This window comes from Streptomyces tatrensis (assembly GCF_049310065.1).
GTDB lineage: Bacteria > Actinomycetota > Actinomycetes > Streptomycetales > Streptomycetaceae > Streptomyces.
In genome coordinates, this window is sequence record NZ_JBMDLB010000011.1 from 1,363,108 (window position 1) to 1,389,411 (window position 26,304).

Sequence of the window (26,304 nt, forward strand, 5' to 3'; positions counted from 1 at the left end):
CGGCCGACGGCGGCCGGTGCCCGGCAAGGGGAGGACCATCCATGGCCCGTTACGCTGCGCCCGGTACCGAAGGCGCGCTCATGTCGTACGCGTCCCGCTACGGCCACTTCATCGGGGGCGAACACGTCGAGCCCGCCCTCGGACGGTACTTCGCCAACCCCTCCCCCGTGACCGGCGAGACCTTCACCGAGGTCGCGCGCGGCAGCGCCGAGGACGTCGAGCGCGCACTGGACGCGGCGCACGCCGCGGCGCCCGCGTGGGGACGCACCTCGATCACCGAGCGTTCCACGATCCTGCTGCGCATCGCGGACCGGATGGAGCAGAACCTGGAGGCGCTCGCGGTCGCCGAGACCTGGGAGAACGGCAAGCCGATCCGCGAGACCCTGGCCGCCGACATGCCGCTCGCCGTCGACCAGTTCCGCTACTTCGCGGGCGCGTTGCGCGCCCAGGAGGGGGCCCTCAGCCAGATCGACGAGGACACGGTCGCCTATCACTTCCACGAGCCGCTGGGCGTGGTCGCCCAGATCATCCCGTGGAACTTCCCCATCCTGATGGCCGTGTGGAAGCTGGCCCCGGCCCTGGCCGCGGGCAACACGGTGGTGCTGAAGCCGGCCGAGCAGACACCCGTGTCGGTGCACTACCTGATGAGCCTGATCGGCGACCTGCTGCCGCCGGGCGTGGTGAACATCGTCAACGGCTTCGGCGAGGAGGCGGGCAAGCCGCTCGCGTCCAGCCCGCGCGTGGCGAAGGTGGCCTTCACCGGCGAGACCTCCACCGGGCGGCTGATCATGCAGTACGCGGCGGAGCACCTCAAGCCGGTCACGCTGGAGTTGGGCGGCAAGAGCCCCAACCTCTTCTTCGACGACATCTGGACCGCCGACGACGACCTGCGGGACAAGGCCCTCGAAGGCTTCACCATGTTCGCCCTCAACCAGGGCGAGGTGTGCACCAGCCCGTCCCGCGCCCTGATCGAGCGCGGCCGCTACGGCGACTTCCTCGACGCGGCCGTGGCCCGCACCGAACTGATCGTGCCGGGGCACCCGTTGGACACGGACACCATGATCGGCGCGCAGGCTTCGGCGGAGCAGCTGAAGAAGGTCCTGTCGTACGTGGAGATCGGGCAGCAGGAGGGCGCGAAGATCCTGACCGGCGGCGGGCGCATCGACCACGGCGGTGAACTGGCGGGCGGCTTCTACGTCCAGCCGACCATCTTCGAGGGCGACAACCGCATGCGGATCTTCCAGGAGGAGATCTTCGGCCCGGTGGTGTCGGTGACCTCGTTCCAGGACTTCGACGACGCCGTGCGCATCGCGAACGACACGGCGTACGGCCTGGGCGCCGGCGTCTGGACCCGCGACATCAACACAGCCTACCGCGCGGGCCGCGCGATCCAGGCGGGCCGCGTCTGGACGAACTGCTACCACGCCTACCCCGCCCACGCGGCTTTCGGCGGCTACAAGCAGTCGGGCATCGGCCGCGAGACCCACAAGATGATGCTGGAGCACTACCAGCAGACGAAGAATCTGCTGGTGTCCTACTCGCCGAAGAAGCTGGGCTTCTTCTAGGCCCACAAAAGAAGGCGCCTGACCTGGGCCTTTGCCCGGCAGGCGCCTTCTTTGATCACTCAAGCGCTCCATTCACGGCAGCGCTTGAAATGTGCTGCTCCTCCCAGTTCCTCCCGCCCGTTTCCCACCTCTGACCAGCTGTTCCGGGCCATACACGGGCCAGATCCGGGGTCAGTCCGTGGTTCCGGCGTCTACGCTCCGACGGCTCCACTCCTGGATCGACTCCTCGATGAGCCGGTTGGAATGCTCCTGCAGGCCGTCCAGGAACTTGGCGTAGAACTGGAACAGGACCTGGATGCTCTGCCCGGCCCGGCGAGCACATTCGGCCGGGTCCACGCCGGAGTGCAGCCAGAACGAGATGCCTGCGTGGCGGAGGTCGTAGGGCCTCTTGGCGAGCAGTGACGACTGCTCATGGCCCGCGAGGGCCTCCGTACGTGCTCGCGCCCACGTGATGCCGTAGGCAGCCGCATCGACGTAGTTGTCCGCGGCGTTACGGAATAGACGGCCGTCTGACGTCACACCAAAACGCTCGATGTGCTCCCTCAGCATGCTCACGAACGAGGGCGGTATCGGCACAGGACGCGTGGCCTTCAGGGCTCGCCGCTTCAGGGAGTGCACCTCGTAGACCGACCCGTCATCCGTCCACCCCTTACCCGCCGCGACGACGCCGCCCGTCAGGTTGAGCATCCCCCAGCCGACCTTCGGCAGATAACACTGGGACAACTGAAGGTGGATGACCTCCGCCGGCCGCATCGCCGCGTAATACATGCACCCGAAGAACGCCTCCAGGTGCGGGCCACGCCCCCTTTGCCCGCCTACGGAGGAAAGCTGTCGAGCCACTTGGGTCGGGTTGGGCACGCAGGCCGGATCCACCACCTCGCTGACAACGGGTGGCTTCCACTTGACCCTCGCGAGCGGATTCTCGGTGAAGTACCCCTTGTCAACGGCGGTTCCGAGGACCTCGCTGAAGGCAGACCGCTTCCGCACTGCGGTCTTCGCCGCCGAGGGCTTGCCATCGATCTTTCGACTGAGGGCGTCCAACGCCCTGCGCACGGTGTCCGGCTCCAGCAGCTCGCTGACGGGCAGAGAATTCCTCTGTATCCAGTCCAAGGCATGCTGCCACTCGTCTGACGGCTCACCGCCCCAAGCCTTCTTGTTGAAGGCCCATGAATACAACGCGCGTCGGAGAACCCTTGGCTCCGAATACGTCACTCCGGGACGCACCAGCGCGGGCGTGATGGTGGCTAGTGCATCGGCCAAGGTGCGGCGGGTATTGCCTGGCGTCCGGTCCCATCGCTCGTCGATGTAGGCGTGGGCCACGTCATACTAGGTGGTCCGCTGCCTGATAGCGCGCATCTCAGATGCAGGCAGCCCCGTCTGCTCATCGAACGCCTCGCCGTCGCGGGCAGCCGTCATGAGCTTCGCACGCCGGCTCTCGGCCAGGCCCTTGGTGATGAAAGACTCCGAACGCTCGCGCGCGTTCACTGTCCATCGAACCTCGAAGGCTTGCGCCGCTTCGGCCGCTCTCGGATGTCCCAGAAGCGGACCTTGTAGCTCATCGCCATTCAGGCGTATCCCTTTCACACGCCTGCCACCAGGCATCCAGGTCGGCGCGACGGCAGCGGAGTTCACCGTTCGGCAGCTTGATCATTCGAGGAGCCTGGTTACGGGCACCCAGGCGGTAGAACGCAGACGGGCTCATGCGGATCTCAGCGAGCACCTCAGCGAGCTTGAGCGCGGGAGGACGGGCCAATGCGGGGACTGCCTTCTTCTCGGTGTTGGTGCGAGGCAACGAGGGGTAAAATCGGGCGTCCCCAGCCATGGCGGGTATCGGGAGAATCCGGGGAATCGGGTCATGTCTGCGCTGCATGCTCGCGACAGCCCGGCGAACGCAAGTGCCAAGTCGGGAAAATCTCGCCGCCTTGGGCCGGCCCCGGATGATCCGTCTACCTACAGGCCCCGTTGGCCGACCGCGGACGGCGTGGGAACGGAGTGGGTGGAGAACACGGTTCGACCGACTACCCACGACTGCGGCGAGGAGAATGTGTCGCGGCGATGGGAGCAAGATCCAAGGCCTGAGCCAATTCGATGCGATCCCACGGAATCACTGCACCCACCGGGAAGCAGTGAGGAAAGCGCTTCGCCAGATACGAGGCACTCGTTCCGACCACCTCGGCGACCGCGAATACGGAGATACCAGAAACCAACCACCGTGCCACACAGGCATCGCGAAGGTCGGAGACTTGCCTCCCGAGCGGGGACCCAACTTCGTTCGGATCCAAAACAGCTTCCCGGGCTCGCGCCCATGCCCGGCGGTACAACGCACTCGACATCGGTTCACCCGAGGTGCCGGCAAACAGCAGATCGTCTGCCGTCAGCCCACGCCGGGAAACCTCCTCACGCAGCACCTCGACGAGCTCCGAAGATGCTGGCACCCTTCGCATCTCCCCCTTGCGCAGTCCATCGGCGCCCTCTGTCCTGTCAGCCTGCTCGCGCCACGGGCGAGGGATCGCCAATTCGCCAAGACCCGACTCCGGCAAGATCGCGTCTCGGACACGGAGCCCTGCGGACTCTGCCGGCCTCAGAGCCGCGCAAGCAACGGCAGCCAGAAACGCACGCATCGTAGACCCGTACTCGGGTTGCTCACTCACCCACCGAATGAGCGCTTCACTCTGCTCAACAGAGAGCAGGATGGGTTCATCGATCGCCTCGACAGACATGGTGCGGCTCCTCACAGAGATGGGTCAATTCAAAAAGGCTCAGCAGGGCGTCACAGACGGTCGGTCCGTCATCTCGCCACCGTTGGAGCACTCTTAATTCTCCGAAGAATCCGTGAATTCGGAAATCACGCTTGGTGTGATATTCAGGGATCAGACCACCTCGGCACATGGACTCTGGCACGACATGAAGGGGGAACCGAGGAAGGTGACAGCCCCCGAACTTAACGAAACCGACCCCCGCGACCCCCACTCCCTCGACCGGAAACCCCGGGCACATGATCAAGGTTGCCATGCAGGCAGCCGGTCATTCCAGTCGGTTCAGGCCCGCCTTCGTCTGCCGTCAGCGATGCGGCCAGGGGCGCCACGAAGTCGTCGCGCGCTGGTCACCGGAGGAAGTCACGTACACCAGACGCGTCGCGCTGCAACACTGTTGGCCGCGCAATAGGGCAGGTGCCTTCTAAGCCCCTGATCCACCCCCTCCCCCAGCAGACCAAAACGCCGCTCCCGGCGACGAGGTCGCCGGGAGCCAAACCACCGCGGCCAAGCACTCAGGGCTTCTGGAACTACTCGCTGAACGCTTCATTCCGGCCCCAATCCCGCCGAGCGTCTGCAATCAAGGCCACACAGACGGCACCCCCGCCAGAACGGCGAGCACCACGAACAGGTGGGGGTAACCACCAAGAGGCCCGGCAAGCGTTGCGCCTGCCCGCCCGTCGGTCGTCACGGTCTGGCAGGAGAGCCGCCACTGACCCACCCGCCCGGGCCGCGCTTGCACGGCCCGGGCTTCGCCTTCCCTGGTTCAGGTGCCGTTCACGCCGGGCTCCCCGTGCCTAGCCTCCCTCTGTCCGTCCCCCAACTGGAAGGGAAACCGGTGTCCTTGACCGTCTCCGCCCGTCGAGCTGTGCTCCCCGCTGCCATCCTGGCCGCCCTGGCGATTCCGGCCGCGCCTGCGCACGCGGCCTCCTTCTCCGTCACCGCGACGGTGGAGACCGCCCCCGTCTCGCACAGCGGCGACGCCGCCGACGACCCGGCGATCTGGGTCCACCCCACGGACCCCGCCAAGTCCGTCGTCGTGGGCACCGACAAGAAGGGCGCGCCGGAGGTCTACGACATGACCGGTGCCCGGATCCAGCGGATCAGCGGCGACTACGGCAACAACGTCGACCTGCGCGGCAACATCGTCGTCACCGCCGACGACGAGGCCGCCGGCGGCAACGGCGCGATGCACATCTACCGCATCGACCCCGCGACCCGGCAGCTCAAACGCCTGAAGGACGTACCCACCGAGGTCACCGCCCACGGCATCTGCCTGTACACCTCCCCGGCCTCCGGGAAGCTGTACGCCTTCCCCAACTCCACCTCCGGCCGCGTCGAGCAGTGGGAGCTCGCCGTCAGCGGCGACTCGGTTACCGCGACCTCCGTCCGCCTGTGGGACGCGGGCTCCGCCGTCGAGGGCTGCTACGCCGACGACACCACCGGCAAGCTCTACCTCGGCGAGGAGGACGTCGGCGTCTGGATCTACGGCGCCGAGCCCACCGCCGGAACCACCCGCACCAAGCTCGACTCCACCGGCTCCGCCGGCCACATCACCGCCGACACCGAGGGCATCACCGCCGCCGGCAACCGGATCTACGTCTCCTCCCAGGGCAGCAACGACTTCACCGTCTACGACCGCACCAACCACGCCTACCTGGGCCGCTTCTCCGTCGCGAACGGCACCGCGGCCGACGACTGCGAGGACACCGACGGCATCGACGCCAGCGCCGCCAACCTCGGCCCGGCCTTCCCGCAGGGTGTCTTCATCTGCCAGGACGGCTCCACCGGCGCCCCGGGCACCAGCGGCAATCAGAACACTCCTACCAGCGTCAGATCCGGGTAGAGCTGTCGCAGTACCCGGGAGATCCCGGCAGGCTGAGCACGATCATCTTCCAGACCAGGGTCACCGCCGACCTGCGCCGCCGCGGGTACCGCGAGCACCCCGGTACTGCCCTCCCCGGCCACCGGCCCTGGTGTCACCTCGGCCGTCCCGGCCCTCGCTTCCGGGATCGACTTCAAGGGTGCCGCCGGCGGACGCGCCCCACCGTCACTGAGTGAACTGCAACTTCTGCGCATATAGGGCGGCTCTGACCTCTCGGACCAGCCCTTACCCCGGCACGCCCGTCTGCGCGCGTGCCCTCATCGCAGGAGTTCCACCATGACCACCAAGTGTTCCCTCATTCGCCGCGCCACCGCCGTGGCCGCGGCCGCCACAGCCGCGCTCGTCCTCGCCGCCTGCGGCGGCAACGGCGACAGCGGCGCGGTCCGCAACGGCCACAACACCGCCTCACCGTCCGCCTCCGCCCCGGCACAGCAGGGCGACCACAACGCGGCCGACGTCACGTTCGCCCAGGGGATGATCCCCCACCACCGTCAGGCCATCGAGATGGCCGATCTCGCCGCGACCCGCGCCGGGTCCCCCGAGGTGAAGAAGCTCGCCGACGAGATCAAGAAGGCCCAAGACCCGGAGGTCAAGACCCTCTCCGGCTGGCTGGCCTCCTGGGGCGAGCAGGTACCGGCCGAGGGCGAGGGCCACGGCGGGCACGACATGTCCGGGATGATGACGGCCGAGGAGATGAAGCAGCTGGAATCCTCCTCCGGCAAGGCGTTCGACACCGGACATCTCATCGCCTCCACACGGCCCGCGCCGGGCAGGGAACACGTGGTCGGCAAGCCCCCGCCGGACATCACAGCCGGCGCTCGGCGGCGCGGGTCATCTCCTCAATTCTCCCCCTCCTCCTGCGATGGGCAAAGTCGAGGACGCCGAGGCTGGGACGATCTGTACACCCGTGGCGGGTACGCCTAGCCTTGAAGGGAAGGGCTGGCTCCTCGGGCCGGAACAGCGTCCGCAGGTGCGAGTCGGAGATGCATGCTGCCATCGCGCTGGACAGAACCTCTGGCCTGGGCAGCGGGGTGAGGTATGCCGCCGCTGCCGGGGTTAGCGTCGGCTCCATGGCCTGCAGCGTGCCCGCCGAGGGGTCCGCGCGTTCCCCGCCCGCCGCTCTCGACGCCGGCGTCGTCCGCACCGTCGGACGGCGGAACCCCTCCAGCGATCGGGAGCAGTCATGACGTGGAGTATCTCGGGCAACTACCTGGCTGGTTGCTCATGCGCGATGGTCTGCGGATGCGCCGTCGACGCGAAGCCGCACGACCCGCAAGGACGCGAGGAATGCCTCGGGTGCGCCGCGTTCCATGTGGCGGACGGGCGGTTGGACGACGTTGACCTGTCCGGGGTGACCTTCGCCTTCTACAACCACTTCCCCTCCAACCTGACGGCCGGCAACTGGAAGGTCGGCGTCGTCGTCGACGAGGGTGCCAGCGACGAGCAAGTCGATGCACTCGAGCGCATTGTGTCCGGGCGCGAAGGCGGTGCGTTCGGTGAACTGTCGCAGTTCTACGGCGAGTACCTCGGTGTGGAGAGGGCGAGTGTCTCCCTGACGGACGGGGAGAAGCCCCGGCTCAGCGTCGCTGGGAGGACCGAGCTGGCATTCGAGCCTCTTCGCGGTCCCGATGGTGGGCCTACGACGATGAAGAACGCGATGTTCGGGTTCTCCCCCGAGTTCACCCTGGGGCGCACGACCGGCACTTCGACTGCCTTCGGCCTGACCTTCGAGCCTGCGTACGGAGAGCAGTCCGACTACACGTTCTCCAGCGAGCAGCCCGAGGGCGCGCCCGTAGGGCGGTAGCGCGCAGTCGGCCCGTACGTCGAACACGGGAGGAGGACGGTACATGTCTCCTCCCGCGCAGGTGGAGCTTGGCGGGCGGCGACGAGGCTTCCGCTCAGAGCGGGCCGCTCATCTGGTTCATCTCCTCCATCGGCGGCGCGTCCTGAAGGCCCGGCAGCAGCCAGCCCTGGAAGGGAGCGAGAGCCGCCAGGACAAGGAAGGCGATCCCGACGGCCCAGGTGAGCCAGGGGCCCCGCCGCCACAGCTTCTCCAGGAAGATCACCGCGGCCACGGCCGCCATCGCGGCCACGTTCATGAAGCCGAGCGGGATCAGGACGGCCATCAGCCCCCAGCAGCAGCCGACGCAGTACAGACCGTGGTGCGCGCCGACCCGCAGATCCTTCGCCCACGGCCGGAACCGCGAGTACCGCAGCAGCTGGAACATCGGATTGCGGCAATGCCGCAGGCAGACCCGCTTCAGCGGCCCGAACTGATGCAGCCCGGCGAGGAGGAAGGCCCCCGCCCCGATCCAGCGGCCGGCGTCCGGGTTGCCGTCCACCAGGTGTCCGGTCAACGCCAGGGCTCCGTACGCGAGCAGCCCGAACCCGGTCCAGGCCAGCAGATAGCCGCTGACGAATTCGGCGATGTGCAGTGCGCGTGCCGGGCCTGTCGAGCGGCGGCTGATGCCCCGTACCCAGGTGATGGCGACCGGGGCCACCGACGGCAGCATCATCGCCGCCATCATGACCACCCACAGCAGCAGGAAGAGCGGCAGCGCCAGTCCCATGGTGCCGGGCTCCATTCCCATGTGTTGGGCTTGCCCGATCGTGAGCACCCACGCGAGTACCGCGATCAGCACCATCAGCGTCCAGCCGACCGCCAGATCCCGCCGGGGCAGAAGGACTCCGGGCCGGGTCGGCGCGGGTGCGTCGAGGTGGACGTGCGGCATGGCGGGCCTCCCAGGGGCGCCGTTGCCCGAGGACATCTCCAGCTCAGCACAGAACCCGCGGGTCAGCGATGCAGCGGCTGGAAGCGGCGTAGCCGCAGGCTGTTGGTGACGACGAAGACGGACGAGGAGGCCATGGCTGCGCCGGCGATCATCGGGTTGAGCATGCCCAGGGCGGCCAGCGGCAGGGCGGCCACGTTGTAGGCGAACGCCCAGAACAGGTTGGCCTTGATCGTACGGAGGGTGCGGCGCGCGAGCCTGATGGCGTCACCGGCGGCCCGCAGGTCACCCCGTACGAGCGTCAGGTCGGATGCGGCGATCGCGGCATCGGTGCCGGTGCCCATGGCCAGACCGAGGTCGGCCTGGGCGAGCGCGGCCGCGTCGTTGACGCCGTCGCCGACCATCGCCACCACGCGGCCCTGCTCCTGAAGCCGCCGGATCTCGGCGACCTTGTCCTCGGGGTGGACCTCCGCGATGACCCGGCCGTCGCGGGTGCCGCTCCTACGCTCCGGCCCATCATGGATCCCGAGGTGTTGGAGCGGATCGCCGCGCGGCGTGCGGAGCTGGACGGACTCGAAGAGCAGCTGGTCAAGCAGCTGTCGGAGGTACGAGCTGAGCGCGATGAGCTGGCCGTGGCCGAGCGGGTGTGGCAGCGGATGAGCGAGCAGCTCACCGACGAGCGCACGGAGGCCGGGTCGCCGGTGGTCCAGGTGGCAGGTCGGGCGGTACGGCTGGTCCCGGACCGTGGGCCGGGGGTGGCTGAGTCCGCACTGCCAGCGGAGTACCAGCGCATCCTGACCGCGGTGCGGCAGGCCTCCGGCCCGGTCTCCACCCGGCAGATCGGCGAGATGCTGGGCTTGGACACCGGGGTACGGGGCAAGCTGGAGCCACTGCGCGGGAAGCTCACGAAGCTGGCCAACCGCGGCTGGCTGCACAAACGACCCGACGGGAACTGACCCCGCCCGCGCCACCCACCTGTTTCGCGCGCTGCTCGTCCTGACGAACATCGAGGCCACTACCGACAATTGATCTTTACCGCAGGTGGCCCACGATCAGCACATGCCCCCGGAACAGCGTCACCGGGCAGGGATCGGCTGAGTGAGGTTCACCGGGTTGCCGTCGGGATCGTAGATGTGGGCGACGCGCTGTCCCCACGGCATGTCGTTGGGGCCGCTGCGGACCGAGCCGCCCAGCGCCTCCACCCGGCCGAGCGTCTCGTCGACGTCGTCGACACCGATGCTGAGCAGGATCCGCGGTGCCGCCCCGTTCCCCGGGTTCTCCTTGGCCACCAGCCCGAGGTCGGTGTCGCCGATGCGCAAGCCGAGGTAGAAGGCCGGGCCTTCCGCCGGTACCCGGAAGATCTCCTCAGCGCCGAACAATTTCGTATAGAAGCCGAGCAGAACGTCCTGGTCGGCAGTCACGATCACTGGCTGGATGGTGGACATGGCACTCCTGTCGAGAACGGTCGTGTCGCTGGGTAGACCGTTCGAGGACGGTGAACTCATCGGCAAAACCACCCCGCCGGACGATCTACAACACAGACTGCCGCCCACGACCAGCACGAGTACCCCGAAACGAGGTCACGCCACCCCGCTGACCAGCCACTTCAAGATGGCGGAGCTTCAGTGGATATTCCCGCGGCTGTCTCACGGATGGGCAATGAGCGGCTGGCCGAAAACAGCGTCCCTGATTCGGGTGGACTGGTGTGGCGGCACTCGCCCGGTTGACGTCCACTCGTCGATGATGTCGGGGTGCTCGCCGGGCCGGGCGGCAGCGAGATCGGACGACGCCATCCGGACGGTCCGGCGTGGCCGCCAGGAGAGCGATGAAGATGATCGTGGTGGATGCCTGCGACGAGTGGAGTCCGTTGCGCGAGGTGGTGGTCGGCACCGCCTACGGGGCGATGTTCCCGGCAGAGGACCAGCGCATGATCGAGGCGACGATGCCTCGGGAGCATTGGGGGGAGTTCCGCCCGGGCCACCCTTTCCCGCCCTGGATTGTCGAGGCTGCCGAGCGGGAACTTCAGGGCCTTGCGGAACTGCTGGAAGGCGTGGGCTGCGTCGTGCACCGCCCCCGTCGGGTGCCGTGGGCAGGACTCGACGGTTACTGCGCGGCCATGCCCCGGGATGTCCTGCTCGTCATGGGCAACCGGGTGATCGAAGCGCCGATGGCATGGCGCACCCGCCGTCACGAGCTGCTCGCCTACTGGCCGCTCCTGCAGCGGCTGCGCCAGTCGGGTGGCCACTGGCTGCCGTCGGCCGTGGATCTCTGCGTCGACCCCCTCGCCAGCGGGCCCTCGTACTCCGGGCGCCGGGTGATCGGCGAGGGTCGTCCCGCGTGGGACGCCGCCGACTTCCTGCGCTTGGGCCCTGGGACGATCGTCGGTCAGCTCAGCCACGTCACCAACCGCTCAGGCGTTGACCACCTGCGCCACCAGCTCGGTTCCGGAACCCGTGTCCATCTACTGCAGCCCGATGACCCGCACGCCATGCACATCGATGCCACCCTGTGTCCTTTGGGTGAAGGCCTGGCCCTGTACAACCCCGAGCGGATCGATCCCGTCCACCTCGTCGGCACTCCACTGGAAGGCTGGGAACTCCTGCCCGCACCCACGCCCGAACCACGTCACAGCCCACCGCTTTACATGACCAGCCCCTGGGTGACCATGAACCTGCTGGTCATTGGCCACGAGTACGTTGTCGTCGAAGCAGGCGACGAAAAGCTCCGGGCGCTCCTCGTCTCACTGGGTCTGACGCCGCTGCCTCTTCCCTTCCGTCATGTCCAGGCATTGGGAGGATCCTTCCACTGTGCCACGCTCGACCTGCGCAGAATCCGCCACGCACCAATGCCGGCCGGATAGACGAGAGCCCCCGCCTGTTGTCAGGAGCCCGTCTCATGCTGGAGCGCACGCTGCGCAAGGACCACACGAAGGTCACCTTCGTCCTGCCCCCGGCCCGGTCAGCGTGGTGGGCGACTTCAACGACTGGCAGCCCGGTGCCCACAACCTGCGGCCCCGCAAGGACGGGAAGCGGGCCGTCACGGTCGAGCTGCCGAGCTGCCGAGCTGCCGAGCTGCCGAGCTGCCGAGCAAGAGCACGCATTCCTTCCGGTACCTGGCCGCCGGTGATTACTGGTTCAACGACGAGCACGCCAGCGACCAGGACGGCCCCAACAGCCGTCTGCACACCTGATCAGTCCAGCCCAGCCCGGCGTGACCGGGGACGGCTCGCCGCGACGAACCCGTCAATGCGCTCGCCCCATCTGCGGGCGGGTGGGTCGCACGTGGGCGATGACGAGGGCGACGTCGTCGGCGGCTTCAGGGTGACGCAGCGCGGTCAGGAGCCGATCGCAGGTCGCCTCTGGGGGGAGGCCCGGATCGCTGAGGAGGCTGAGGAGGAGGTCCAGGCGGTCGTCCAGAGCCTCGTCGCGGGTTTCGACGAGGCCATCCGTGTACAGGATCAGCCGGTCTCCGGGGAGCAGGTCGAGGACAGTGGTCTGGAAGGGGGAGCCTCCGAGGCCGCCTGCGCCGAGCGGCACACCGGCGGGAAGATCGAGCAACTCGGGGACCCGTCCTGACCGTATGAGGACGGGAGGCGGGTGGCCGGCGAGGGCGAGGCGGCAGTGGGAGCGGTACGGATCCCAGGCGGCATATACGCAGGTCGCGATGGTCTGGTCCAGTCCAGCGGTGATGTGGTCGAGGTGGCGCAGGACTCGGGCCGGGGCGAGGCCGAGATCGGCAAGCGTGCGGGTAGCCGTGCGCAGTTGTCCCATGGTGGCGGCGGCCTGGACACCGTGTCCCATGACGTCGCCGACAACCAGGGTGGTCTTGTCCTGGGCCTGGGGAATCGCGTCGAACCAGTCGCCGCCGATCCCGCTGGCCACCGAAGCCGGCTGGTAGCGGTAGGCGATCTGCAGGCCGGCGACCTGGGGCGGAGGGTGCGGCAGAAGGTGGCGCTGGAGAGTGAGGGCGGTGTCGGTCGCGTGCTGGTACCAGCGGGCGTTGTCGATGGCGATCGCGGCGCGGACGGCCAACTCGCCGGCCAGAGCAACGTCGTCCTGGCTGAAGGGGAGCGGGTTGCGGGCGCGCAGGAGGCCGAGCACCCCGAGGACTTGCCCGCGGGCGGTCAGCGGCACGGCCAGGTAGGAGTGCACACCCTCCTGGGCGAGGAGGTCCGCGGCCGCCTCGTCGCGCGCGATGTGCGCCAGATCGGGGCGGGTCACATGCGCCACCAGGACGGGACGACCGGTGCTCACACAGCGCGTGACCAGGCGCTCGACGGGATAGGTGGTGCGCTCCCCCACCGGATCGGCAGCGTGGACGGCGTCCGTCTCGTAGGCCGCCGCTACCGCCAGGGCCCTGAAGAGAGCCTGGCCTGACACGGGGCCGGGCGCCGTGGTCACTCCGTCTTCCAGGACCGAGTCGAGGACGTCGACGGAGGCGACGTCGGCCAGGTCGGCCACGACGAGGTCGGCGAGTTCGCGGGCCGTGCGCTCCAGGTCCAGGGTGGTCCCGACGGTCACCGACGCCCGGGCAATGAGGTCCAAGCGCCTGCGGGCCTCGGCTGCCTCTATGGCCGCGCGGTGACTTTCAGTGACGTCCACCACCGACAGGGCGACACCGATCACCCGCCCGCCGGGGTCTTCCAGCCGGTAGTACGAGCCCGACCAGGCGTGGTCGTGGTCCGGATCGGCGGGGGTGCGCCCGATGGCAAACTGGTCCAGCAGCGGTGCGCCGGTCTCCAGGACCTGACGCATGGAGGCTTCGATCACGTCGGTGTCCAGGAACGGCAGCGCCTCACGGACGGTACGGCCAAGATGCATCTCGGCGGGCAGGCCGTTGATCCGTTCCAGCGTCGGGTTGACCAGGACGTAGCGCAGGTCGGTGTCCAGTACAGCGAGCCCGAGCGGGGACTGCGCCACCAGCCGCACCGATAGCGCCAGGTCGCGCTCCACGCCACGCAGTACGGCCTCGTCGCAGGCGAGCCCTAGAGCGTACACGCCTCCGCACTCGTCCAGCAGCCGCATGTTGCGGAACTCCACCAGCCTCGTGGAGCCGTCCTTGTGCCGCACGGGGAACACCCCGGCCCAGGCACCGCCACCGGCCATGACCTTGGCGAACAGCTCGAGGACCAGGCCGACGTACTCGTCGGCGACCAGCAGCTCGGCCGCGTACCTGCCCAGCGCCTCCTTGGCGGACCAGCCGAACAGAACCTGGGCCTGAGGGCTCCACAAGGTGATCCGCCCCTCGGCGTCCAGCACCACCGCGGCCACACTCAGCACATCCAGCAGACCGCCGGGCTCGGACGGAACCACCCCCACCGGTCCGGACCCGGCCCGGAACACCTCGGACGCGACCATGACCGGACCTCCTTCACCCACTCCCGCGGAGCCTTGGAGCCGACAATCCAGTCCTTTCCCTCACCCGTGTCGGCCGCCCTCCCATCCTCCCCCCGCCCCACCCGGGCGGCAGCGACAGCCACCGGGAGGAGCCAGCGACAGGCAACAGCGCGCGACCCACACCGCAGACGCGGCCGTCAAGGCCGGCCCCCACCGCTCCGAGGTGAGCTGGCCTTCATGGTCCAGGCGCGGGACTTTGGCGAGGGTGCCGCAGCAGCCGCGGCAGACGGTGACGGTGGGCCGGGCCGGCGCCGGCGTGGGGATGGCTTTCTTGCGGCGGCTCACCGCACGTCTCCGGCGGCGCGGTTCCAGGCCGCGTCGCGCAGCAAGCGCAGGCCGTTGAGGCCGACGATGACCGTGGAGCCCTCGTGGCCGAGGACGCCGAGCGGCAGGGGCAGGTCGCCCGCCAGGTCCCAGACGACCAGGCCGGAGATGAAGACCGCGGCGATGACCAGGTTCTGCACGACCAGGCGGCGCGCGGCGCGAGAGAGGGCGACGACGGTGGGGACGGTGGCCAGTTCGTCGCGGACGATGACGGCGTCGGCGGTTTCCAGAGCGAGGTCGGAGCCGGCGCGTCCCATGGCGATGCCGGTGTGGGCGGCGGCCAGTGCGGGGGCGTCGTTGACGCCGTCTCCGACGACCAGCACCTTGCGACCTCGCGCCTCCAGGCGGCGCACCGCCTCGACCTTGTCCTGCGGCAGCAGGCCGGCGTGGACGTCGTGCCGGGCGATGCCGACCTCAGCGGCCAGGCGGGCGGCGGCGCGCGGGTTGTCCCCGGTGACGAGAATCGGCGTACGGCCGGTCAGCCTGGTGAGGGCGGCGACCGTGGCGGCCGCCTCGGGGCGCAGCCCGTCGGCGGGGCCCAGTATCCCGACCGGGTTGCCGTCGCGTCGTACCAGGACCGCGGTACGGCCGCCGGCGTCCAGTTCGCCCACCGTCAGCGCGGCGCGGGCCGAGGCCGTGTCCGTGTCCGAAGCGCCCTCCAGCAGGCGGGCGGGGGCGCCGACCGCGATCGTATCCTGGTGGTTGGACAGCCTGGTGCGGGAGATCCCGATCGCGTCGGCGAGGTCGGAGGGGTATGCCGGCGCCTGGCGCAGGGCGAGCAGGACGCGGCAGCGGATGGGGTCGGCGAGTGCGCGGCCGAAGCGGGCCAGCACCTCGATGTCGGGGGTGGCTGTGAGCACCGTACAACAGTCCAGAGAAACATGGATTCACGAGACCATGGATCGAGAGGCCCGTGCACGAAGGGCGCCCGCACGAAGTCCGGTGGTCGCGAACGGGGTGCGGATCGCGTACGAACCCGCCGGTCAGGGGGCGGCCAGTGGCGACCGGCACGCCAGGCAAGGGCCGGGCCTGCCCGCGCCCGGGCATTCAGCCGGCTCTGCCCGCCGGGGCCGGGGCGCCTTCGGTCGGGCGGCGTTCGGTGATCCAGTGGGCGGCGAGGATTCCGGAGCCCGCGGTGAGGACGGCGGCGGCGATGACGGTGGCGTTGAGTCCGGCGAGGTCGGCGAGGATTCCGGCGAGGAGGGCTCCGACTGCATAGCCGATGTCACGCCAGAAGCGGTAGGTGCCGAGTGCGTTGGCACGCCAGGTGGGGTGGGCGTGGTCGCTCACACAGGCGATCAAGGCGGGGTAGACCATGGCGGTGCCCAGTCCGAGAGCGATCGCGGAGAGGATGCCGGCCAGCAGGGGCCGGTCCAGGAGTGCGAGGGAGAGGACGAATCCGGCTGACTGCACGAACATGCCGGTGACGATGAGGGGTTTGCGGCCGATGCGGTCGGCGAGGTGTCCGGTGGGGATCTGGCCGATGCCCCACAGCAGGGGGTAGAGGCCCTTGATCAGTCCGACGGCGGCGATCCCGAGGCCGTGGTCGGTGAAGAGCAGGGGGAAGACGCCCCAGGTCAGGCCGTCGTTGAGGTTGTTGACGAGTCCGGCCTGGCTGGCACCGCGCATACTGCGGTCGGTCCAGGAGGTCCGGGCGAAGGTGGCGGCCAGACCGGGCGTACCGACCGCGGGTGCGGGGGCGGGGTGTTGGGCGAGTTCGAGGGCCACGTGGCCGGCGGTGTCGCGTGCGAGGAGGGACAGGGTGAGCCCGGCGGCGACGAAGACGACGCCGATCAGCTCTGGAGCGGGGCGCAATCCGTAGGCGGTGGCGAGGTATCCGGTGGCCAGGGCGGTGACGCCGACGGCGACGTACCCGGCGGCCTCGTTCAGGCCGGTGGCAAGACCCCGGCGGCCGGGGCCGACCAGGTCGATCTTCATGTTGACGGTCATCGACCAGGTCAGGCCCTGGTTGGCGCCGAGCAGGACGTTCGCGGCGACGATCCAGCCCCAGCCCGGTGCCCAGGCCAGAGCGAAGGGCACCAGGATGCCGATCAGCCAGCCCGCGATCAGAAGCTGCTTGCGGCGGAAGCGTGCCGTCAGTGCGCCGGCAGCGAGGTTGGTCAGAGCCTTGGTGACGCCGAAGGCGATGATGAAGGAGAACACGGCCAGGTCGCTGGTGAGGCCGAAGACTTCGGTGCCGATCAGCGGGACCGTGGTCCGCTCCAGGCCGACCAGGGCGCCGACGCACGCGGTGACGACGACCAGGAGCGTGAACTGGAGCCGGTTCTCCCGCAGTCCCAGCCGTACCGGTGCGGCGCCGGCGACGTGGGGGGCGGGCGGGGTGATCTTCACCGGCCCGACTCCAGCGGACGGTCGTAGGCGGCCGCCCAGTCGGCGGGGCCGCCGTTGAGAACGGACAGGTTGGTGTGGCCGGCGCGCTGCAGGACGCTGGCGGCCGTCATGGCGCGCTCACCGTGTCCGCACGCCACCACGGCGCCGTCCGGGACCTGGTCGGCCTGTGCGGCGAGGTATCCGAGTTCGATGCTGAGGGCGCCGGGGATGTGGCCGGCCGCGTGTTCGGCGCTCTGGCGGACGTCCAGGACCGGACGGTCGGCGACCTTGTCGGCGGTGACGAGGGCGATGGTCTGCGTGTCGCCGCCTTCGGCGGTCCAGGCGGCCATGCCGCCGCCGAGGCGGCCGGCGAGGCACTCGTAACCGATCTTCAATGCCTGCCAGGTGAGTTCGGCGTGGTCCTGGCCCGGGGCGGTGACGAAGACGAGTTGGGCGTCCTGGGGCAGGAGCCAGCCCAGCCAGGTGGCGAACTGGTCCCGCAGCGGGATCGAGACGGCGCCGGGGATGTGGCCGGCGGCGAAGTCGGCCACCGGGCGTACGTCGACGACCTGCCCGCCCTCGCCGAGCAGGGCGCGCACCTGCGGCACATCGAGAGCGGCGAGTACGGGTGATTCGGCGAGCACTGCGGGGCCACGCCGGTTGACCTCGCCCAGCCGCTCGAAGTAGGCCGGGTAGGAGCCGAGACTGCCCAGCAGCCGGGCCACGAAGGTGTCTTCGTCGGGTGCCGCGAGCAGCGGGTTGGCCCGTTTCTGGGCGCCGATGCTGGTGGTGCGCTCGGCGCCGGGCGGGCCGGAGCAGAAGGAGCCGGCGCCGTGTGTGGGCCAGACCGCCACCCCATCGGGCAGCTCGGTCAGGCGCTTGAGGGAGCGGTACTGGGCGCGGGCCAGCTCCTCTGCGCGGTCGGCGCCGAGGAGGTCGGTCCGGGCTGCGGAACCGACGATCAGCGATCCGCCGGTGAACACCCCGAGCTCCGCCGCGCCATCCCGGAGCAGGAAGGACAGGTGCTCGTCGGTGTGGCCGGGGGTAGCCAGTGCCCGCAGGGTCAGCCCGCCGAGATCGATCTCGTCGCCGTCCCCCATGGCGCGGTGGCCGAAGGCCCGCATCCCGGCGGCGGAGGCCAGCACCGTGGCGTGATCGTCCGCCGCGAGTTGGACGGCGCCGGAGAGGAAGTCGGCGTGCAGGTGGGTGTCGGCGGCAAACGCGACCGTCAGCCCGCGCCGACCGGCCGCAGCCCGCAGGGTACGCAGATCACGGCTGGCATCGACGGCCAGAGCGCGGCCGTCACCGAGGTCGACGAGGTAGGCGCTGTTGCCCAGCCCCTCGTCGACCAGGGGTATCAGGTAGTCGTCGGCGAAGCCCATGGTCTTCTTCCTATCGGAGCAGCAGCGGCAGCGCGCGACAGCGGTGCCGAACGGGACGGGATGACAGCACCCCCCCCTTACTCTTACAATATTCCGTAGAACTTTGGAGGATGGAATGGGAGACCCCGCGGGCAAGGCGAAGCTGTACGACGCCTTCGCCACCACCGGCAAGGCCCTGGCCAGCGGCAAGCGTCTGGAACTGCTCGACCTGCTCGCCCAGGGCGAGCGCACCGTCGACACACTGGCCAAGGCGGCCGGCCTGAACCTGACCACCGCCTCGGCCCACCTTCAGACCCTCAAGCAGTCCGGCCTCGTCTCCACCCGCCGCGAGGGGGTACGTATCCACTACCGTCTCGCCGGAGACGATGTCGCCGCCCTCTACGCACTGCTGCGTCAGGTCGCCCAGCGCCACCAGGCCGGCGTCGAGACGGCCCGCACCGCCTACCTCGGCAGCGGCAACGCCCCCGCCGAAGAGGTCGGACGGGCGGAACTGATGGCACGCGCCGAGGCGGGCGAGGTCGTCGTCCTGGATGTGCGCCCGGCCGAGGAGTACGCCGCGGGCCATGTCCCCGGCGCCCTGTCCATCCCGGTCGACCAGCTCGCCGACCGCATCGCCGAGCTCCCCGAGGACATGGAGGTGGTCGCGTACTGTCGCGGCGCCTACTGCGTCCTGGCCTACGAGGCGGTCCGCCTGCTGCAGGAGCGCGGCCTCAAGGCGATCCGGCTCACCGACGGAATGCTGGAATGGCGCCTCGCAGAGCTGCCCGTAGCCATCGGAGCCCCCGCATGATCCCCGTTCCTGCCGGGCTCGACGGCGGCCCGGTCTACCTGGACTACAACGCCACCACGCCCGTCGACCCCCGGGTCGCCGAGGCGATCCAGCCGTACCTGACGCACTGGTTCGGCAACCCCTCCAGCGGCCACGCGTACGCGACCGAGCCCAAGCAGGCCCTCGCCCACGCCCGCGAGCAGGTCGCCGCGCTCCTGGGCGCCCACCCCGTGGAGATCGTGTTCACCGGCTCCGGCTCGGAGGCCGACAACCTCGCCCTCCGCGGCACCGTCCTCGCCGCCGAATCCGACCATCCACATGTCATCACTCAGGTCACCGAACACCCCGCCGTACTGGAAACCTGCCGCGCCCTTCAACGCCTGCACGGCGCCCAGGTGACCTATCTGCCAGTCGACCACCACGGCCTCGTCGATCCAGCGGACCTGACGGCCGCACTCACCCCGCACACCGTGCTCGTCTCGGTCATGGCCGCGAACAACGAGACCGGAGCCCTCCAGCCCATCGCCGAACTGGCCCGCATCACGCGCGAACACGGCGCGCTCTTCCACTGCGACGCCGCCCAGGCCGCTGGCAAGATCCCTCTGGACGTCGGGGCCCTGTGCGTGGACCTTCTCACCGTCGTCGGGCACAAGATGTACGCGCCCAAGGGCATCGCCGCCCTGTACGTCCGCGAGGGGATCTCGCTCGAGCCGCTCGTGTACGGCGGCGGCCAAGAGGGCGGCCTGCGCGCCGGCACCGAGAATGTCGCGCTCGCCGCCGCACTTGGATACGCCGCCCACCTCGCCGCCGAGGACCTCGCCGACGGCGCCCACCACCGCATCACAGCACTCCGCGACGACCTCCATACCCGCCTCGACCAAGCCCTGCCCGGCCGCGTCCACCTCAACGGCCCCACCCGCGACCGCCTGCCCAACACCCTCAACATCAGCATCGACGGCACCCGCGGCCACGAACTCCTCGCCGCCACTCCGGACATCGCGGCCTCCACCGGCTCGGCCTGCCACAGCGGCGACTACCGGCCCTCACCTGTCCTGGGTGCCATGGGCCTCGACGCCGACCGAGGACTGTCCGCCCTGCGCCTCTCCCTGGGACGCTGGACCACGACCACCGACATCAATCAGGCGGTCAAGTCACTGACCGCCACCTGCACCACCGCGCAGCACGAGCAACCCACACCCCAATGAACGAAGGCAGGACACCCGTGACCCACGAGGAGACACGCAGGGGGACCAGGGAGTCCTCCCTGGGCAGGCTTCGGGCGGACCTCGGCGCGCGTGGAGGCAGCCGCGTTAGCCGGGTTCAGCGCTCTCCGGGCTCCGTCGCCGGGGCGGAGCCCTCGATGATGTGGCATACCAGGGCCTCGTCTCCGCGGCCGACAGCCTGGTCTGCCTGCGTGCGGGCGTGCTGAAGCGTCGTACGCAGGGATTCGAGGTCAGAGATACGCCGGTCGATGTCGGCGAGGTGCTTGTCGAGGAGGCCCGTGACGAGCGCGCAGGGCTGCTCTCCGCGACGCTGGAGGTCGAGGACGTCCTTGATCTCCTTCAGGCTGAGGCCGAGGGCCTGAGCCTGCCGGATGAAGCCGAGGACGGGCACGGTGTCGTCGGTGTAGGTGCGGTAGCCGGCGTCGGTGCGTTCGGGCGCGTCGATGAGACCGTTTGCCTCGTAGAGGCGTACGGCTTTGGGGGACAGCCCGGTCCGGGCTGCGATGCGGCCGACGGTGAGCATGGGGCGGCTCCGTTCATGTGAGGGGTCCCAGTCTGCGCTTGACCTTGCCCTAAGGGCAAGGTTTTAGCGTCGGGGCATGGACACAGATCAAGGCGGCGGCTGTACGGGCCCCCTGGCGGTGACTCCGCTAAGCGGTGGGTGCGCCGCGGTGGTCGAGCGGGCGGAGCACGCATGCATCGGCATCAGCCCGTTCAACAGCTACTTCTCCACGGCACGGATCCGTCAGCTGGCCGCGTGGGGGCTCGCCCGGTTCGAGCGGGTGGACTTCTTCGTGCCGGACGCACCGAGCGCCTTCACCTTCGAGGCGCTCGGTTACGAACCGGAGAAGGCGGCGTGGAAGGCGCGCAGGCAGGGCCGGTACACCCGTAACAGGATCACCACAGCGCTGGATTCGCTCGGGGTGGCCGACCCCGGGGCGCGGGTGCTGGGCTGGGCCGAGCTGGCGGACAACCCGGCCTTCGTCCAGCTCCACGAAGAAGGGCTGCAGCGGTACTCCGAGGACGCGGGCTTTCGCGACGCGTGCCACGAGGCCACCACGTGGGTGATGGACGGGAAGCTGCCGGAGGGCCGGCGGCATGACGAGGAGCAGATCGAGAGCGCGGTGCGCTACTTCCTGGCCGAGCTGCCGCTGTTCATCGACACCCCGGCCGTCGTCGGCGCCGAGGCGTCGGTCTTCTGCTACCACCAGCCGCCCGACGTAGTACGCCGCCTGTACGCGGGCGAGCTGAGCTGGCGGCCCGCACCCGGCCAGGGTTTCGCCGTCGTCACGCCGGCAGGCAGAGAATGAACAAGGAAGGCACCAACACCATGGCCACCACGACACCCACCGACAGGGCTCGCTCCATCGAGCTGGCCATCACCGGAATGACCTGCGCCTCGTGCGTGGCCCGGGTCGAACGCAAGCTGGCCAAACTGCCCGGCGTGAGCGCCACCGTGAACCTGGCGACCGCGACCGCGCACGTCACCTGCGAGGACCCGTCCGTCGAGGTGCCCGAGCTGGTCGCCGCCGTCCAGGCCATCGGGTACGGCGCCCAGCCGACCGGAGCCGGTGCGGCGGCGAGGACGGGGGCCGGGGCGGAGACGAATGAGACCGGGGCCGGCGACGCGGAGCAGGCCCACGTCGCCGGGCTGCGGCGCCGCCTGATCGGCTCGGCATTGCTCGGACTGCCCGTGGTGGTCCTATCGATGATCTCCGCACTGCACTTCGCGGGCTGGGAGTGGGTCGCGCTGGTACTGACGACGCCGGTGGTGGCATGGGGCGCGTGGCCGTTCCACCGGGTGGCGGCACTCAATTTGCGGCACGGTTCGGCGACCATGGACACCTTGGTGTCGCTGGGCGTACTAGCCGCGTATCTGTGGAGCGCTGCCACTCTGGCCGTGGGCGGGGAGCACCTGTATCTGGAGGTCGCCGTCGTCCTGACGGCGTTCCTGCTGGCCGGACGGTTCTTCGAGGCCCGCGCCAAGCGGCGGGCCGGGGATGCGATCCGGGCGCTGATGGACCTGGGCGCCAAGGATGTGGCCGTACTGCGCGACGGGCGCGAGGTCCGTATTCCCGTCGAGGAGCTGGCGGCCGGGGACCTGTTCCTGGTGCGGCCAGGGGAGAAGATCGCCACGGACGGGGAGGTCGTCCAAGGCGCCTCGGCGGTGGACGAGTCCCTGCTCACCGGGGAGAGCGTGCCCGTGGAGGTCGAGCCCGGCTCGGCCGTGACGGGAGCCACCGTCAACAGCCACGGCCGCCTGACCGTACGCGCGACACGGGTCGGGGCGGACACCAAGCTGGCGCAGATCGCCGCGCTGGTGGAGCGGGCGCAGACCGGAAAGGCGGCGGTGCAGCGGCTCGCGGACCGGATCTCGGCGGTCTTCGTACCGGTCGTCATCGCCCTCGCGGCAGGCACGTTCGGCGCGTGGATACTGACCGGCTCCTCGGCGACGAGCGCCCTCACGGCGGCCATTGCCGTGGTGATCATCGCCTGCCCCTGCGCGCTCGGTCTTGCCACCCCCACCGCCCTGATGGTCGGCACCGGGCGCGGTGCCCAGCTCGGGCTGCTCATCCGCGGGCCCGAGGTACTGGAGTCGACCCGGCGGATCGACACCGTCGTCCTGGACAAGACCGGCACCGTCACGGAGGGCAGGATGCGCCTCGTCGCCGTCGTGCCGGCCGAGGGCGAGGACAAGGACGAGGTGCTGCGGCTGGCCGGTGGACTGGAGGACGCCAGCGAGCATCCGATCGCCGCCGCCATCGCGAACGCCGCACGCGAGCAGCTTGGTCCGCTCCCCGCCGTGACCGGCTTCGCCAACACCCAGGGCCGGGGCGTGGCCGGGCAGGTCGAGGCCCGTACGGTCCGCGCGGGGCGGGCGGCGTGGCTGGAGGAGCAGGGCCAGGTGCTGGGCCAAGAGCTCGGCCGCGCACGGGATGCCGCCGAAGCCGAGGGACGGACGGTCGTCTTCGCCGCCTGGGACGGCGCGGTGCGCGGCGCCCTGGTCGTCGCCGACACCGTCAAGCCCACCAGCGCCGAAGCGGTGGCCGACCTCAAACGGCTCGGGCTCACCCCCATACTCCTCACCGGCGACAACACCGCCGCGGCCCGCGCGGTTGCGGCCGAGGTCGGCATCGAGACGGTCATCGCCGAAGTCCACCCCGAGGACAAGGTCGCCGAGGTCGAACGCCTCCAGCGCCAGGGCCGGGTGGTGGCGATGGTCGGCGACGGCGTCAACGACGCCGCCGCACTCGCCCAGGCCGACCTGGGCCTTGCCATGGGAACGGGCACAGACGCGGCGATCGCGGCGTCCGATCTCACCCTGGTACGCGGCGACCTGCGGGGTGCGGCGGACGCGATCCGGCTCGCCCGGCGCACGCTGCGTACGATCAAGGCGAACCTGTTCTGGGCCTTCGCCTACAACGTCGCCGCGCTGCCGCTGGCCGCGCTCGGCCTGCTCAACCCGATGATCGCGGGCGGAGCGATGGCGTTCTCCTCGGTATTCGTGGTCTCCAACAGCCTGCGGCTGCGCCGCTTCGCACCGCTGCGCTGATCGGGATACGGGTGAGGGGCGGCCGGGACAGAAGTCCCGGCCGCCCCTTTCGGCGTACGCATCAGCTCGTCCTTCCGGTGGATCCAGCCATGGACCTGCGGGCGGCGAGGCGTTCCACGATGCCGAGCTTGAACCAGCCCAGCTGCTCGATCTCCAGTTCTTCCGCCTGAACATGCTGGAGAGGGCGGCGCAGCAGAGGCTCGCCGCCGAGCGGAACGGTGACGAGTTCGACGAGCCGCTGGAGCACACGGACGGCATGAGCGGAGCTAGCCGGGCTTGAGCACTCCGCTCATCTCGGCGATGGCACGCTGGTCGTCGGGATCGCGCACAGCGACAGGGTGCACACCACGGTGTCGAAGGACACGTCGGGGAACGGCAGGGCTTGGGCGTCGCCTTCGCGCAGGTCCGCGGTCCGGCCGAGAGCGTCGGCGCGGCTGCCGACTTCGGTCCAGGTGGTGGGCGCAGTGGCCGCCGGATTCGGCATCGGCGTGGTCGCGGCGATCATGGGCGTCGCGGGCGGAGAGCTGCTGATCCCCACGATCGTGCTGCTGTACGGTGCCGACATCAAGCTGGCGGGCAGCCTGTCCCTGCTGGTGTCCCTCCCCACCGTGCTCGTCGCGTTCACCCGGTACAGCCGCGACGGCAGCTTCTCCGTCCTCGGCGCCAACCTGCACTTCGCCGCACTCATGGCCACGGGCTCGATCGCCGGCGCGCTCCTCGGCGGACCCCTGCTCGGCGTGATCCCCGACCTGATCCTCATCCCCGCACTCGCGATCATCCTGCTGATCTCGGCGGTCAAGGTCGCCCGCCACGACTGACCACGGTTTGACCGCTCGCGCTGGTCAGGGCTGCCGGAGGATGGTGCAGATGTCGCCTTCCGGGCAGGACTCCGGATCCGTCTCGGCTGCTCTGCGGCTCAGGTCGGTCAGCAGAGCGCGGGTCTTGCGGAGTTCCGCCATGCGCTGCTCGATCTGGTCGAGGTGCGTGCTGATGAGCCGGGCGACGTGGTCGCACGGGGCCTTGCCGCTGTCGCGCAGTTCGAGGACCGAGCGGATCTCGGCGAGGGTGAGACCGGCGCCCTGTGCGTCGCGGATGAACGCCAGCCGGTTCACGGCCTCAGGCGCGTAGTCGCGGTACCCCGCCGCCGTGCGGGGCGGGGCGGACAGGAGTCCGGCCTGCTCGTAGAAGCGGATGGTCTTGGCCGTCACGTGGCCGGCCGCCGCGAGGTCACCGATGCGCATCCCTCCACGCTACGCCTTGACCTTCCAGCGCACTGGAAGGTATACCGTCGGGCGACAAGCCACGAACGGGGAGCACAGCGGAAATGCGGATCACCATCCTGACGGTGCCGGACTGCCCGAACGCGCCCGTAGTCCGGGGGCGGATCACCACCGCGCTCGGCGGCCGGAGCGCCGAGGTGGAGGTCGTCGAAGTACGCGAGCAGGGCGAGGCCGCCCTCTGGGGCATGACCGGCTCGCCGACCGTGCTCCTCGACGGGGCCGACCCGTTCGCGGTGGCCGGTGCTGCGCCGAGCCTGTCCTGCCGCCTCTACCGGGACGCGGGCGGCCGCGTGGACGGGGCGCCGAGCGTGGAGGACCTGCGCCAGGTGTTGTCCGGTGCGGTTCTCGCCCGGGAACCCGCTGGGGACCAAGAGTGCTGCGAGGTGGACTTGCTCGATCCGATCGGGCGGGCCGGCCGGGGCCGACGAGCCCCGGACGAGCACGGTCTGCGCGCCGTCCACCAGGCGGTGCTGCGGCATTTCGCCACCGCAGGCACGGCACCGGAGGCGTCCGTGCTGGAGGCCGTCGCCGCCCTCGCCGGCCGCACCGCCTCCGGCGTACTGGCCGAACTGGACCAGGAGGATTTCCTGGCCCTCGACGAGGCGGGGCGGATCCGGGCAGCGTACCCGTTCTCCGCAGTCCGGACCCGGCATCGCGTGCGGCTGCCCGGAGGCGTGGAGGTGTGGTCGATGTGCGCCGTCGACGCCCTGGGCATCTCCGCCATGCTCGGCGGCCAGGACGTACGGATCTCCTCCTCGGACCCGGTCAACGGCGAGCCGGTCACCATCACCTTCACCGGCGGCACCGCACGATGGGAGCCGGCGGACGCCGTCGTGTTCGTCGGCCGCCGCACGGGCGCGGGCCCTGCTGCCACGGTGTGCTGCGACACGCTGAACTTCTTCACCGGACGAGCCTCGGCCGAGCAGTGGCGGCAAGAGCACCCCGAGGTGCACGGCCAGGCCGTCGGCCAAGACCGGGCCGTCCAGATCGCCGAGCAGACCTTCGGCCCGCTCCTCCAGGACGATTGACGCGCCCGGCGCCGGTGAGAGACAGCCCTGGAGCGGGCATCATCAAAGCCCGGGGCGGAGCCCCGGACCCCGACCGAGAGCCGGCA

25 protein-coding genes and 3 pseudogenes are annotated in these 26,304 nt (G+C 70.0%); 13 read left to right on the forward strand and 15 right to left on the reverse strand.

Going from position 1 to position 26,304, the window contains the following annotated elements:
* Nucleotides 1-41: 41 nt before the first annotated feature.
* Nucleotides 42-1,565: an acetaldehyde dehydrogenase ExaC gene (gene exaC, locus ACODT5_RS21735; protein ID WP_422520981.1), complete on the forward strand. Its 1,524-nt coding sequence runs from the start codon at nucleotides 42-44 to the stop codon at nucleotides 1,563-1,565.
* A gap of 171 nt (nucleotides 1,566-1,736) precedes the next feature.
* Here exaC and ACODT5_RS21740 read toward each other — a convergent pair whose 3' ends face one another.
* The 4 genes from ACODT5_RS21740 to ACODT5_RS21755 all read right to left on the reverse strand — a co-directional run bounded on the left by ACODT5_RS21740 (nucleotide 1,737) and on the right by ACODT5_RS21755 (nucleotide 4,285).
* Entirely contained in the window at nucleotides 1,737-2,885 is a 1,149-nt protein-coding gene (locus ACODT5_RS21740) for a tyrosine-type recombinase/integrase (protein WP_422520982.1), read from the reverse strand.
* A gap of 6 nt (nucleotides 2,886-2,891) precedes the next feature.
* Nucleotides 2,892-3,197: a hypothetical protein gene (locus tag ACODT5_RS21745; RefSeq protein WP_422525272.1), complete on the reverse strand. Its 306-nt coding sequence runs from the start codon at nucleotides 3,195-3,197 to the stop codon at nucleotides 2,892-2,894.
* A complete protein-coding gene (locus ACODT5_RS21750; protein WP_422524989.1) occupies nucleotides 3,121-3,318 on the reverse strand; it encodes a helix-turn-helix transcriptional regulator in 198 nt (65 codons plus the stop codon). The genes ACODT5_RS21745 and ACODT5_RS21750 overlap by 77 nt, the downstream gene beginning before the upstream one ends.
* Nucleotides 3,319-3,583: 265 nt before the next feature.
* Nucleotides 3,584-4,285 (reverse strand): hypothetical protein, encoded by a 702-nt coding sequence (locus ACODT5_RS21755; protein WP_422520983.1) that lies wholly within the window; start codon nucleotides 4,283-4,285, stop codon nucleotides 3,584-3,586.
* Nucleotides 4,286-5,156: 871 nt separating this feature from the next.
* On the opposite strand from ACODT5_RS21755, the gene ACODT5_RS21760 reads away from it, so the two are divergent.
* From ACODT5_RS21760 to ACODT5_RS21775, 4 genes and pseudogenes are all read left to right on the forward strand, one after another.
* Nucleotides 5,157-6,164 carry a phytase gene (locus tag ACODT5_RS21760; protein ID WP_422520984.1) on the forward strand — a complete coding sequence of 336 codons (1,008 nt, stop codon included), beginning with the start codon at nucleotides 5,157-5,159 and terminating at the stop codon, nucleotides 6,162-6,164.
* 78 nt (nucleotides 6,165-6,242) lie between these two features.
* A pseudogene (locus ACODT5_RS21765) lies at nucleotides 6,243-6,401 on the forward strand (DUF6153 family protein); the annotation flags it as partial.
* Between the two features lie 78 nt (nucleotides 6,402-6,479).
* Nucleotides 6,480-7,127, forward strand: coding sequence for a DUF305 domain-containing protein (locus tag ACODT5_RS21770; RefSeq protein ID WP_422520985.1), 648 nt, complete (start codon nucleotides 6,480-6,482; stop codon nucleotides 7,125-7,127).
* A gap of 259 nt (nucleotides 7,128-7,386) precedes the next feature.
* Complete coding sequence (locus ACODT5_RS21775) at nucleotides 7,387-8,007, forward strand: DUF1326 domain-containing protein (RefSeq protein ID WP_422518395.1); 621 nt, start codon at nucleotides 7,387-7,389, stop codon at nucleotides 8,005-8,007.
* Nucleotides 8,008-8,101: 94 nt separating this feature from the next.
* On the opposite strand, the gene ACODT5_RS21780 is transcribed toward ACODT5_RS21775, so the two are convergent.
* Both ACODT5_RS21780 and ACODT5_RS21785 read right to left on the reverse strand, forming a co-directional pair.
* Nucleotides 8,102-8,935 carry a DUF2182 domain-containing protein gene (locus ACODT5_RS21780; protein WP_422518394.1) on the reverse strand — a complete coding sequence of 278 codons (834 nt, stop codon included), beginning with the start codon at nucleotides 8,933-8,935 and terminating at the stop codon, nucleotides 8,102-8,104.
* 62 nt (nucleotides 8,936-8,997) lie between these two features.
* Nucleotides 8,998-9,414, reverse strand: a pseudogene (locus ACODT5_RS21785) (HAD-IC family P-type ATPase); the annotation flags it as partial.
* 36 nt (nucleotides 9,415-9,450) lie between these two features.
* On the opposite strand from ACODT5_RS21785, the gene ACODT5_RS21790 reads away from it, so the two are divergent.
* A complete protein-coding gene (locus ACODT5_RS21790; RefSeq protein ID WP_422524990.1) occupies nucleotides 9,451-9,888 on the forward strand; it encodes a hypothetical protein in 438 nt (145 codons plus the stop codon).
* Between the two features lie 120 nt (nucleotides 9,889-10,008).
* Here the strand turns inward: ACODT5_RS21790 and ACODT5_RS21795 are convergent, their stop codons facing one another.
* Complete coding sequence (locus ACODT5_RS21795; protein ID WP_422520986.1) at nucleotides 10,009-10,377, reverse strand: VOC family protein; 369 nt, start codon at nucleotides 10,375-10,377, stop codon at nucleotides 10,009-10,011.
* Nucleotides 10,378-10,757: 380 nt separating this feature from the next.
* On the opposite strand from ACODT5_RS21795, the gene ACODT5_RS21800 reads away from it, so the two are divergent.
* Nucleotides 10,758-11,792 carry an amidinotransferase gene (locus ACODT5_RS21800; protein WP_422520987.1) on the forward strand — a complete coding sequence of 345 codons (1,035 nt, stop codon included), beginning with the start codon at nucleotides 10,758-10,760 and terminating at the stop codon, nucleotides 11,790-11,792.
* A gap of 382 nt (nucleotides 11,793-12,174) precedes the next feature.
* On the opposite strand, the gene ACODT5_RS21805 is transcribed toward ACODT5_RS21800, so the two are convergent.
* From ACODT5_RS21805 to ACODT5_RS21820, 4 genes and pseudogenes are all read right to left on the reverse strand, one after another.
* A complete protein-coding gene (locus ACODT5_RS21805) occupies nucleotides 12,175-14,289 on the reverse strand; it encodes a SpoIIE family protein phosphatase (RefSeq protein WP_422520988.1) in 2,115 nt (704 codons plus the stop codon).
* A gap of 320 nt (nucleotides 14,290-14,609) precedes the next feature.
* A pseudogene (locus tag ACODT5_RS21810) lies at nucleotides 14,610-15,467 on the reverse strand (HAD-IC family P-type ATPase); the annotation flags it as partial.
* Between the two features lie 232 nt (nucleotides 15,468-15,699).
* Nucleotides 15,700-17,004: an MFS transporter gene (locus ACODT5_RS21815; RefSeq protein WP_422520989.1), complete on the reverse strand. Its 1,305-nt coding sequence runs from the start codon at nucleotides 17,002-17,004 to the stop codon at nucleotides 15,700-15,702.
* Nucleotides 17,001-18,365, reverse strand: coding sequence for an MBL fold metallo-hydrolase (locus ACODT5_RS21820; protein ID WP_422520990.1), 1,365 nt, complete (start codon nucleotides 18,363-18,365; stop codon nucleotides 17,001-17,003). The genes ACODT5_RS21815 and ACODT5_RS21820 overlap by 4 nt, the downstream gene beginning before the upstream one ends.
* Nucleotides 18,366-18,480: 115 nt before the next feature.
* On the opposite strand from ACODT5_RS21820, the gene ACODT5_RS21825 reads away from it, so the two are divergent.
* Together ACODT5_RS21825 and ACODT5_RS21830 are read left to right on the forward strand one after the other, a co-directional pair.
* The gene (locus tag ACODT5_RS21825) at nucleotides 18,481-19,155 is read left to right on the forward strand and encodes an ArsR/SmtB family transcription factor (RefSeq protein WP_422520991.1); all 675 of its coding nucleotides are present in this window, start codon (nucleotides 18,481-18,483) and stop codon (nucleotides 19,153-19,155) included.
* Nucleotides 19,152-20,339: a cysteine desulfurase family protein gene (locus ACODT5_RS21830; protein ID WP_422520992.1), complete on the forward strand. Its 1,188-nt coding sequence runs from the start codon at nucleotides 19,152-19,154 to the stop codon at nucleotides 20,337-20,339. Before ACODT5_RS21825 ends, ACODT5_RS21830 begins: the two co-directional genes overlap by 4 nt.
* A 115-nt stretch (nucleotides 20,340-20,454) precedes the next feature.
* On the opposite strand, the gene ACODT5_RS21835 is transcribed toward ACODT5_RS21830, so the two are convergent.
* Entirely contained in the window at nucleotides 20,455-20,880 is a 426-nt protein-coding gene (locus tag ACODT5_RS21835) for a heavy metal-responsive transcriptional regulator (RefSeq protein ID WP_422520993.1), read from the reverse strand.
* 76 nt (nucleotides 20,881-20,956) lie between these two features.
* On the opposite strand from ACODT5_RS21835, the gene ACODT5_RS21840 reads away from it, so the two are divergent.
* Both ACODT5_RS21840 and ACODT5_RS21845 read left to right on the forward strand, forming a co-directional pair.
* Nucleotides 20,957-21,667, forward strand: a complete 711-nt coding sequence (locus ACODT5_RS21840; protein WP_422520994.1) for a tRNA-dependent cyclodipeptide synthase — start codon at nucleotides 20,957-20,959, stop codon at nucleotides 21,665-21,667.
* Between the two features lie 20 nt (nucleotides 21,668-21,687).
* Nucleotides 21,688-23,910: a heavy metal translocating P-type ATPase gene (locus ACODT5_RS21845; RefSeq protein ID WP_422520995.1), complete on the forward strand. Its 2,223-nt coding sequence runs from the start codon at nucleotides 21,688-21,690 to the stop codon at nucleotides 23,908-23,910.
* A gap of 61 nt (nucleotides 23,911-23,971) precedes the next feature.
* Here the strand turns inward: ACODT5_RS21845 and ACODT5_RS21850 are convergent, their stop codons facing one another.
* Both ACODT5_RS21850 and ACODT5_RS21855 read right to left on the reverse strand, forming a co-directional pair.
* Nucleotides 23,972-24,157, reverse strand: coding sequence for a hypothetical protein (locus ACODT5_RS21850; RefSeq protein ID WP_422520996.1), 186 nt, complete (start codon nucleotides 24,155-24,157; stop codon nucleotides 23,972-23,974).
* Nucleotides 24,158-24,199: 42 nt separating this feature from the next.
* On the reverse strand, nucleotides 24,200-24,394 hold the full coding sequence (locus ACODT5_RS21855) for a class I SAM-dependent methyltransferase (protein ID WP_422520997.1): 195 nt from the start codon (nucleotides 24,392-24,394) through the stop codon (nucleotides 24,200-24,202).
* Between ACODT5_RS21855 and ACODT5_RS21860 the strand changes: the two genes are divergently transcribed.
* A complete protein-coding gene (locus tag ACODT5_RS21860; protein WP_422520998.1) occupies nucleotides 24,375-24,728 on the forward strand; it encodes a TSUP family transporter in 354 nt (117 codons plus the stop codon). The two genes, ACODT5_RS21855 and ACODT5_RS21860, sit on opposite strands and share 20 nt — an antisense overlap.
* Nucleotides 24,729-24,752: 24 nt before the next feature.
* On the opposite strand, the gene ACODT5_RS21865 is transcribed toward ACODT5_RS21860, so the two are convergent.
* Complete coding sequence (locus ACODT5_RS21865) at nucleotides 24,753-25,151, reverse strand: heavy metal-responsive transcriptional regulator (protein WP_422520999.1); 399 nt, start codon at nucleotides 25,149-25,151, stop codon at nucleotides 24,753-24,755.
* Nucleotides 25,152-25,234: 83 nt separating this feature from the next.
* On the opposite strand from ACODT5_RS21865, the gene ACODT5_RS21870 reads away from it, so the two are divergent.
* Complete coding sequence (locus tag ACODT5_RS21870; protein ID WP_422521000.1) at nucleotides 25,235-26,218, forward strand: alkylmercury lyase family protein; 984 nt, start codon at nucleotides 25,235-25,237, stop codon at nucleotides 26,216-26,218.
* The last annotated feature ends 86 nt before the right edge of the window (nucleotides 26,219-26,304 follow it).